We start from the raw sequence: 6,906 nt of genomic DNA, 5'->3' as shown, positions 1-6,906 counted from the left end.
GCCTGCGGCGGCCGCGCCGCCGAGCCCGGGTCGCCGGGCGTGGTGAAGCGCTCGGCATGCACGCGGTCGGCCGGCATGCCGGCGGCGTGCAGCGCGCGCTCGACCGATTCGATCATCGCTTCGGGCCCGCAGATGAAGGCCTCGTCGATGTCGGCCACCGGCAGCAGCGCCTGCAGCAGCTCGCCGACCTTGGCCTCGTCCAGCCGGCCGTTGAGCAGCGGCACGTCCTGCGCCTGGCGCGACAACAGGTGCAGCAGGGTCAGGCGCGCCGGATAGCGGTCCTTCAGGTCCTGCAGCGCCTCGTTGAACATGATGGTGTTGGTGCGCTGGTTGCAGTACACCAGCGTGAAGCGCGATTGCGGATCGTCCGCCAGCGTGCTTGCCAGGATCGACAGGATCGGCGTGATGCCCGAGCCGGCGGCGAAGCCCACGCGGTGGCGTGCCTGCGGCGCGCGCGGCGTGAAGCGGCCGTCCGGCGGCATCACGTCCACCACGCTGCCTGGGCGCAGCGACTGCACCGCCCAGCGCGAGAACAGGCCACCCTCCACCGGCTTGATGCCGACGTCGATCTCGCGCGCGTCGGCATAGCGCTGCGTCGGGCTGCAGATCGAGTAGTTGCGGCGCACCTCCTGGCCGTCCACCGTGGCGCGCAGCGTGAGGAACTGGCCGGGCAGGAAGTCGAAGCCGGCCAGTTCGGGGGGCACGGCAAAGGTGATGGCGGTGGCGCCCGCGGCATCGGGCGTGACGCGCTTGACGGTCAGGGGATGGAAGTGCAGGGCCATGCGCAATCTAGTAGGGCTTGAAGTGGTCGAACGGTTCCAGGCAGTCCAGGCACTTGTGCAGCGCCTTGCATGCGGTAGAGCCGAAATGCGATGTTTCGGTGGTGTTGTGCGAGCCGCAGCGCGGGCAGGGCACGACGTCGGGCACGGCGCGGCGCGCGAACTGCACCACGTTGCCGGCCGCCGAACACTGCGGCGGCGCGATGCCGTATTCGCGCAGCTTGCGCCGCGCGTCTTCGGTGATCCAGTCGGTGCTCCAGGCCGGCGCCAGGCGCGTGACCACGCGCGCCCGCAGGCTGTGGGCGTGCAGCAGCGCGCGCACATCGTCCTCGATCTGTCCCATGGCCGGGCAGCCGCTGTAGGTGGGCGTGATCACCACTTCCAGCTCGCCGTCGGCGCCTTCGTTCACCTCACGCAGGATGCCCAGCTCGCGGATGCTGACCACCGGAATCTCCGGGTCGGGCACGCCTTCGAGCAGGTCCCAGGCCTGCTGCGCGGCGGAGTTCACCAGCTGGCTCCGGGGTGCTGGCGCGCCACCGATTGCATCTCGGCCAGCACGTAGCCCAGGTGTTCGGAGTGCAGGCCTTCCTTGCCGCGCGGCACGTGGCCGGCGGCAGCGGCGCGCTTGAGCGTCGCCTCCGCCAGGGTGGCGTCCACTTCCTGTTCCCAGGCCGCGCGCAGCAGCCGCGCATCGGCGCCGCTGCCGTTGGCCACTGCTTCGGTCTCGTGCGCGGACGGCGTCCAGAACTCCTGCGTGTAGGGCAGCAGGTGGTCGAACGCGGCCTGCATGCGGCGCTGCGATTCCTCGGTGCCGTCGCCCAGGCGGATCGTCCAGTCGCGCGCGTGGCGCAGGTGGTAGCGCGTTTCCTTCAGCGACTTGGCGGCGATGGCTGCCAGCTGCGCGTCGCCCGACTGCTGCAGCGCTTCCCACGCCAGCACCATCAGTGCCGAGTACAGGAAGTTGCGGGCGATGGTGGTGGCGTAGTCGCGGTCCGCGGTGGCCGTGCCGGCCAGCGGGCCGTGGTGCGGCAGCTCCAGCAGCGTGTAGTTGCGGAACTGGCCCGGGTCGCGAAAATAGGCCAGCGTGTCCTCGGTGGTGCCGGCATCCATGCGGGTGGCGGCATGCTGGTACAGCATGCGCGCCTGGCCGACCAGGTCCAGGCTGATGTTGGCCAGCGCGATGTCTTCTTCCAGCGCGGGCCCGTGGCCGCTCCATTCGGCGTTGCGCTGTCCCAGGACAAGGGCGTTGTCCGCCAGGTGCAGGAGGTAGTCCAGCGGCGCGACAACCGCGGCGGGCGTCATCACATGTGCCCCACTTCGTCGGGGATCTCGTAGAAAGTCGGATGGCGGTAGATCTTGTCGGCCGCGGGCTCGAAGAACTCGGCCTTGTCGTCCGGCGCGCTGGCCGTGATGGAAGACGATGCCACCACCCAGATGCTCACGCCTTCCTGGCGGCGGGTGTAGACGTCGCGCGCCATCTGCAGTGCATGCTGCGCGTCGCTGGCGTGCAGGCTGCCGCAGTGCTTGTGCTCCAGGCCCTGCTTGCTGCGCACGAAGACTTCCCACAGCGGCCATTCCCCGGCCGTTCGGGCTGAGCCTGTCGAAGCACGCCCTTCGACAGGCTCAGGGCGATCGGTGGACTGGGGGTGATCGGTGTTTGCGCTCATGCCGCCTCCTTCAGTTGCCGGGCCTTCTGCTTGCGCGCATGCGCCAGCGCGGCGTCGCGCACCCACTGGCCGTCGTCGTGCGCCTTCACGCGCGTGGCCAGGCGTTCCTTGTTGCACGGGCCATTGCCGTTGACCACGTTCCAGAAATCGTCCCAGTCGATGGCGCCGTAGTCGAAGTGCGCGCGCTCCTCGTTCCACTTCAGTTCGGGGTCGGGCACGGTGACGCCCAGCACCTTGGTCTGCGGAATGGTCGCGTCGATGAAGCGCTGGCGCAGGTCGTCGTTGCTGATGCGCTTGATGCCCCAGCGCATGCTGGTGGCGCTGTTCGGGCTGTCCTTGTCGGGCGGGCCGAACATCGCCAGCACCGGCCACCACCAGCGGTTCACCGCCTCCTGCACCATGTCGCGTTGCGCCTGCGTGCCCTTCATCATGGACAGCAGGCTTTCGAAACCCTGGCGCTGGTGGAAGCTTTCTTCCTTGCAGATGCGGATCATGGCGCGCGCGTACGGCCCGTACGAGCAGCGGCAGATCGGGATCTGGTTCATGATCGCCGCGCCGTCCACCAGCCAGCCGATCACGCCGACGTCGGCCCAGGTGAGGGTGGGGTAGTTGAAGATGGAGCTGTACTTGGCCTTGCCGGTGTGCAGCGCGTCCAGCAGCTGGTCGCGGCTGGTGCCCAGGGTCTCGGCGGCGGAGTAGAGATACAGGCCGTGGCCGCCTTCATCCTGCACTTTGGCGATCAGGATCGCCTTGCGCTTGAGGGAGGGTGCGCGCGAGATCCAGTTGCCTTCGGGCTGCATGCCGATGATCTCGCTGTGCGCGTGCTGGCTGATCTGGCGCAGCAGCGTCTTGCGGTAGGCGTCGGGCATCCAGTCCTGCGGCTCGATCCGGCCGTCCGCATCGATCTTCGTGTCGAAGCGCACCTGAAGATCGGCCTGCGGCCCCTGGCCCGGTGTGGGCACGGCTTGCAGCCGCGCGGCGTCGGGCATATCCATGGCTTGGGTGTACATCGGTGCAGTATAGCCATTAGCCGACCGAGCGGTCGGTTAATTTGCAGCCCAGCGCTTGCTGCGGGAATTCGTCACGTTCCGTCGCGAAGAGCTTGTCTGCGAAAGTCCTACGGTGACCCGGCGTGTTGTCCTACGTTACCGTTGGTGGGTGAGCACGATCCACCCCTTCTTCTCCTCCCTCGTCCGCGGCACCGGTGCCGTCTTGATGGGCTCCCTGGCGCTGCATGCTGGCATTGCCGCCGCATCGCCGTTTTCCGGTTTCTCGGGCGCGCCGTGCAACGTGCCCGGCATGCGGGCAGCCATCCTGCAGCAGGTGAATGCGGTGCGCGCCACCGGCGCCGACTGCGGCGGCGAGCGCTTCGGCGCCGCGCGCACGGTGGGCTGGAACGAACAGCTGTTCACGGCCGCCGACGTCCATTCGCGCGACATGGCCGCTTCCAATTACTTTTCGCACGAGAGCCTGCGCGGCACCCGCGCCTACCAGCGGGTGGAAGCCCAGGGCTACCGCTGGAAGAGCGTGGCCGAAAACATCGCCGCCGGCGACTTCACCGTGCGCGGCGTGATGGACGCCTGGATGCAGAGCGACGGCCACTGCCGCAACATCATGGATCCGGGCTATACCGAGATCGCCGTGTCCTGCGTCAGCCGGCCGGGCACCACCTACGGCGACTACTGGACCATGGTGCTGGCCCGCAAGCTCTGACGCACGCGTCAGCTGCTTTCCGCGCCGGCGTCAACTGCTTTCCAGCACGTGGCCCTTGCCGCGCCCGCGGCCCAGCGCTTCCACCAGCTGCGGCAGCGCCTGCTGCAAGGCGGGCTTGAGCGTGTGCGGCGGGTTGATGACGAACACGCCGCTGGCCGTCAGGCCCGGCCGGGGCGGCGGCTCGCCGGGGATGATGGTCGTCTTCGCCTCGGACTGGCCGATGGACAGCGTTGCGTGCAGCCAGGGCTTGCCGACCTGGTTGGACAGGGTCTTCAGCCGGCGCGGCAGTTCGTGCGCCTCCGGCCGCGGGATCACCGGGTACCAGACGAAGTAGGTTCCGGTGGCGAAGCGCCGCAGGCTGTCCTGCAGGCAGGCCGGCACCTTGCCGTAGTCGTTCTTGATCTCGTAGCTGGGATCGATCAGCACCAGCGCGCGGCGCGCCGGCGGCGGCAGCAGCGCCTTCAATCCCTCGAAACCGTCTTCGCGCTTGAGCGTGACCTGCCGGCCGGCTTCCATCTGCGCCACGTGCCCGGCGAGCGCCCGGCTGTCGGCGGGGTGCAGCTCGAACAGCCGCAGCTTGTCGCGGGCTTCCTGGCGCAGCAGGCTGTGCGTGACGAAGGGCGAACCGGGATAGACGCGCAGCTCCCCCGGCTTGTTGAAGCTGGCCACCAGGTCCAGGTAGTCCTTGACGGCGGGCACGGCCTGCGCGGCATCCAGGCTGGTGACCAGCTTGACGATGCCCTCGCCGGCTTCTCCAGACAGGCCGGTCTGCTCGCTGTCCAGCCGGTACAGCCCGGCGCCGGCGTGGGTGTCCACCACCGTGAGCGGCGTGTCCTTGGTGGTCAGGTGCTTGAGGACGGCAATCAGCGCCGTGTGCTTGAGCACGTCGGCGTGGTTGCCGGCGTGGAATGCGTGGCGGTAGCTGAACATCCGCCGATGTTAACGGTGCCGGGCAGGTAGTGTCTCAGTTTGAAAGTAAGCGCCCTTGACTGCTGGAACGGGGCCGCTATGGTGGGCCTGATGCCCTGTGTACAGACCCTTGCCGACGAGAACCAGATTGCTGCCCGCGTGCTGTGGGCGGCGACCCATCCTGAGCGCGGCCAGGACAGAAGCCCTGAGGCTCGCGCAGCACTGGCGGGGCGGCTACGTGCGTTGGAGCGCATCGCCCAAGAGCTGCCTGTTCCGCTGATACGCCTCTACCGGGCCAGGGTCGCGGTACTGGCGCGCTGGGGTGACGCAACACTCGGCATAGCTCCCGTGAAGTCCGGCAACGTGGACACCAATCGCATGGCGGCCCGCATCTTGGCCGAAGCAATCGGAGAGGCTCCCCGCACCGCGCCCCCCGCGAAGCCGGCCCCTATGAAGCGTCTGGGGCCGCGCGCTTACCGCCGATAATTAGGTCATGGTCACTCGCCCCAAGTCACTCGACATAAACCAGCTCGCCAAGCGCATATTGGATGAGGCAACCGAGGACGAGCCGAAGACGCAGGCTTCAGCGAAAAATCAAGCTGCCGTAGAGCTAGGCCGGCTTGGTGGTCAAAAAGGCGGGATTGCGCGCAAAGCTGCACTTACCCCAGAGCAACGCAGCGAAATTGCAAAGAAGGCGGCAACGAAGCGCTGGATGCCCAACCAGTAACGTTTAGTAAATCTCCTTTGCTTGTCTTTTGCTCGGACTGAGAATCAGAGCAATGGAAAACGCAACTGACATCTACGCCCGCGCGGCGGCAGAGCTTGTCACCGTCGATGAGCAAATTTCTGCGCTTGAAAAGCGACGCGGCGCATTGCGTGAGTTTGTCGATCTTGGGCGCAAGCTTTATGGTGCGCAAGACGTAGCGGTGTTTCTCACTCCCGAGCTGTTCGAGCCCAGTCCACCAGCAGAATCAAAGCCGAACCGATTTCAAGCCGCTGGCGAGGCGTCCATGAAGGCGCGCATCCTCGCTCTGAGTCGTCAGGTGCTCACAGCGCAAAATTTTGCGCATACCACCCAGTTAGTTGAATTCATCGAATCCAACGGGGTGCACATCACCGGCGCGAACAAAAACACTACCGTGAGCGTGATCTTGAGCCGCTCCGAGGAATTCGTCAGCGACCGTTCGCGCGGCTGGTCGCTGGCTGCAGAAGAAAAAACCCCGCAAGACGCGGCAACGTCTGCGGGGCCTTCTGCGGCATAAGCCGCGCGCAACCCGACGCCTGTGGAGGGCACCCAATCGCACGGAAAGTGTGCGAAGGAGGATATCAAGTTGCTTAGCAAGTACCTGACGTCAATATGAAATAGACGCCAGATTCGTTGCACGCGCCGAAAACAGCGCGCGCAACGAATTCTGCGCGGACTCATTTCCTTTGTCAACTAGCTCGCCCCTGCGCCAAGGGTCGCGCTAGCTTTTGCTTTTTTCTTTACGCACCCTCTTGTATTTGCTTGATCGGTCAAGCATAATTCATTTCAGACGACCGAGAAAGCAAATGAACCGCCTCCCAATCGAAAAGCGCGCCCAGATCCTCGGAATGCTGGTCGAAGGCAACAGCATGCGCGCTGTCTCGCGGATGGCTGGTTGCTCCATGCGCATGGGCATGCGCCGGTTCACGCGCCTGACAAACGGCTTCTCCAAGAAGGTGGAGAACCTGGTTGGCGACAATTACCTTGGCTGGTCGACGACAACTATCTTGGCCGGTTGAAGGCCTACGCCGGGCGGGTCCGGGAGGCGGGGCTACTGTGAGCTTTTCGACGACAGATCGAAGGCGAACGGAAT

General features: G+C 66.2%; 10 protein-coding genes. 4 read left to right on the top strand and 6 right to left on the bottom strand.

The annotated features are described in order from the left end of the window. From H0U68_RS17155 to paaA, 5 genes are all read right to left on the bottom strand, one after another. On the bottom strand, positions 1–782 hold a 782-nt coding region (locus H0U68_RS17155; protein WP_296357766.1), incomplete at its 3' end, for an FAD-binding oxidoreductase. Between the two features lie 7 nt (positions 783–789). Then, a complete protein-coding gene (gene paaD / locus H0U68_RS17150; RefSeq protein WP_296357764.1) occupies positions 790–1,287 on the bottom strand; it encodes a 1,2-phenylacetyl-CoA epoxidase subunit PaaD in 498 nt (165 codons plus the stop codon). Next, positions 1,284–2,081 carry a 1,2-phenylacetyl-CoA epoxidase subunit PaaC gene (gene paaC, locus H0U68_RS17145; RefSeq protein ID WP_296357762.1) on the bottom strand — a complete coding sequence of 266 codons (798 nt, stop codon included), beginning with the start codon at positions 2,079–2,081 and terminating at the stop codon, positions 1,284–1,286. The genes paaD and paaC overlap by 4 nt, the downstream gene beginning before the upstream one ends. Then, entirely contained in the window at positions 2,081–2,347 is a 267-nt protein-coding gene (gene paaB / locus H0U68_RS17140) for a 1,2-phenylacetyl-CoA epoxidase subunit PaaB (protein ID WP_296357768.1), read from the bottom strand. The genes paaC and paaB overlap by 1 nt, the downstream gene beginning before the upstream one ends. Positions 2,348–2,442: 95 nt before the next feature. Beyond that, positions 2,443–3,456 (bottom strand): 1,2-phenylacetyl-CoA epoxidase subunit PaaA, encoded by a 1,014-nt coding sequence (paaA, locus tag H0U68_RS17135; RefSeq protein ID WP_296357760.1) that lies wholly within the window; start codon positions 3,454–3,456, stop codon positions 2,443–2,445. 148 nt (positions 3,457–3,604) lie between these two features. Here paaA and H0U68_RS17130 point away from each other — a divergent pair, with 148 nt between their 5' ends. Next, positions 3,605–4,159 carry a CAP domain-containing protein gene (locus H0U68_RS17130; protein WP_296357758.1) on the top strand — a complete coding sequence of 185 codons (555 nt, stop codon included), beginning with the start codon at positions 3,605–3,607 and terminating at the stop codon, positions 4,157–4,159. Positions 4,160–4,189: 30 nt separating this feature from the next. Here the strand turns inward: H0U68_RS17130 and rlmJ are convergent, their stop codons facing one another. After that, positions 4,190–5,089, bottom strand: coding sequence for a 23S rRNA (adenine(2030)-N(6))-methyltransferase RlmJ (gene rlmJ / locus H0U68_RS17125; RefSeq protein WP_296357757.1), 900 nt, complete (start codon positions 5,087–5,089; stop codon positions 4,190–4,192). 472 nt (positions 5,090–5,561) lie between these two features. Here rlmJ and H0U68_RS17120 point away from each other — a divergent pair, with 472 nt between their 5' ends. The 3 genes from H0U68_RS17120 (at position 5,562) to H0U68_RS17110 (ending at position 6,832) form a co-directional block, all read left to right on the top strand. Further along, on the top strand, positions 5,562–5,795 hold the full coding sequence (locus H0U68_RS17120) for a hypothetical protein (protein WP_296357755.1): 234 nt from the start codon (positions 5,562–5,564) through the stop codon (positions 5,793–5,795). A 52-nt stretch (positions 5,796–5,847) separates the two neighbouring features. Further along, positions 5,848–6,330 carry a hypothetical protein gene (locus tag H0U68_RS17115; protein WP_296357753.1) on the top strand — a complete coding sequence of 161 codons (483 nt, stop codon included), beginning with the start codon at positions 5,848–5,850 and terminating at the stop codon, positions 6,328–6,330. A 289-nt stretch (positions 6,331–6,619) separates the two neighbouring features. Then, positions 6,620–6,832, top strand: coding sequence for a hypothetical protein (locus H0U68_RS17110; protein ID WP_296357770.1), 213 nt, complete (start codon positions 6,620–6,622; stop codon positions 6,830–6,832). Positions 6,833–6,906 lie beyond the last annotated feature (74 nt).

Origin of the sequence: Ramlibacter sp. (assembly GCF_013697775.1) — a bacterium.
GTDB lineage: Bacteria > Pseudomonadota > Gammaproteobacteria > Burkholderiales > Burkholderiaceae_C > Ramlibacter.
This window is presented reverse-complemented; position numbering and strand designations above follow the sequence as displayed.